Annotated in this window: 2 protein-coding genes; one reads left to right on the top strand and one right to left on the bottom strand. The window is 60.7% G+C overall.

From position 1 onward, the window contains the following. On the bottom strand, positions 1 to 841 hold an 841-nt coding region (amrS, locus tag GWG65_RS40085), incomplete at its 3' end, for an AmmeMemoRadiSam system radical SAM enzyme (protein ID WP_275200901.1). A gap of 429 nt (positions 842 to 1,270) precedes the next feature. Between amrS and GWG65_RS40080 the strand changes: the two genes are divergently transcribed. Next, the coding region (locus GWG65_RS40080) for a PDZ domain-containing protein (RefSeq protein ID WP_275200900.1) at positions 1,271 to 1,949 on the top strand (679 nt) is incomplete at its 3' end.

Raw genomic sequence — 1,949 nt, 5'->3', positions numbered from 1 at the left:
GAGCCGTCGTCAGCGTGAAGGCGGGCGTACGGGGCAGATCCAGCATCTTGTAGTCAGGGTGGAAGGCGGTGAAATGCAAGGGCACGTCAGGTCCTAGCCTTGTCATCACCCATTCGCTCAGCTTTTTTACCTCCTCCGGGCTGTCATTGTGACCCGGGATCAGCAGCGTTGTGATCTCGACCCAGACCTTCGTCTTGTGTTTCAAATACTCGAGCGTCTCGAGGACGGCGCCGAGATGGCCGGTGCACAGCTGCTTGTAGAACGCCTCGGTGAACGCCTTGAGGTCGACATTGGCGGCGTCCATGAAGGTGTAAAGCTCCTCCCGCGCCGCCACGTCAATGTAGCCCGCTGTGACCGCCACGTTCTTGATCCCGCGCCGGCGCGCCACCTTTGCAACATCCACGGCATATTCCAGGAAGATGACCGGGTCATTATAGGTGTAGGCGATGGAGCGCGAGCCCGTGGCAATCGCGGCCTCGACAATATCTTCCGGCGAGGCTGCGTCCTGGAGCCGGTCGAGCTCTCGCGCTTTGGAGATGTCCCAGTTCTGGCAGAATTTGCAGGTCAGGTTGCACCCGGCGGTACCGAACGACAACACGGGAGTTCCGGGCAGATAGTGGTTCAGTGGCTTCTTCTCTATTGGATCGACACAGAACCCCGAGGAGCGGCCGTAGGTCGTGAGCAGGATCCGGTCGTCCTGCCGGCCACGCACGAAGCACAGGCCGCGCTGGCCTTCGTTCAGCCTGCAATAGCGCGGGCAGACATCGCACTGGATACGCCCGTCTTCGAGCCGGTGCCAGTAGCGGCCAGGAACGCCTTCCAAACGCTCGGGTTCGGTCATCGAATTCGTCGTGTGGATCGCTGGGCAGACCTCAGTTTGTTGCCAACGGGCGTGACGGAGAGTTGCCACGATATCGAGTCGGGCCCGTCTAGGGGCACGAACGCCCGTGGACGTCGGCTCATCTTATTCCTGATGGGCGGAGATGGTAAGCCGAACCGTCGACACTCTCGGCCGCTGAGGTCCAAGAGTGCTCCCGGCGCTGCAGCATTATTGTTCCCCGCGCGGAGCTGCACCTAATCTTCGGGGCTCGACAGGCGAAAAGTCCTGCGGGAAGTAGCCTCGTGATGGCAGGATCACTATCGTGGTCTGGCATGTCCTGACCTCAATGACCGCCCTCCTTTCGCCAACGGAGCGCGAGCATTCGGTAACGAGCCGGCATCGCATGGCTGGCGAATGCGCCCGGCAGGCGCTTCGCCGCGGGATCAGACGATGAAAGAGGCTATCGATACATCGCCTTCGCGTCGCCAAGTGTTGCGACTGGCAGCCACGGTTACGGCATCTGCCGTGGCCGCGAAGGCCGCGAACGCCGCGGAGCCTCTAAGGGGAGAGACCAACAACGCCTACGTTTCCGCGGATGGCGTCTCTACCTTCGAGAGCGTTTGGCAGACCGTGCGTGATCGCTTTTACGATCCCCGTCACAACGGACTAGACTGGCTGGCGGTTCGGGAGAGATATCTTCCAGACGTTCAGCGGGCAACTTCCCAGAACTCTCTGGCGCGCGTCATCAATACCATGTTGTCTGAGTTGCACGCCTCGCACACGCGTTTCTATACGCCGGATGAGCCGGAATATTATCAGCTTGCAGACATCTTTGTCGGCGCACTGCGACGCCGGGGACTGCAGCGTGCGTTTCCAGATGGCCGCATTTCGTACCCTGGCATAGGTATCATTTCAGGTTTCGTGGCGACTGGTCGTAACACGATCACCGGAGTCATAGATGGAACGCCAGCCCAGCAGGCGGGCCTCGGTGCCGGTGACGAAATAATTGCGGCTGACGGGACCGCATTTGAGCCGATCGAGTCATTCCGTGGAAAGGTGGGCAAATCGGTTGTCTTGGAGGTACGCCGGGGCGCCTCGGTGGTGCAAATCCCGGTCATGCCGGTCGACC

Origin of the sequence: Bradyrhizobium sp. CSA207, from assembly GCF_029051685.1 — a bacterium.
GTDB lineage: Bacteria > Pseudomonadota > Alphaproteobacteria > Rhizobiales > Xanthobacteraceae > Bradyrhizobium.
This window is presented reverse-complemented; position numbering and strand designations above follow the sequence as displayed.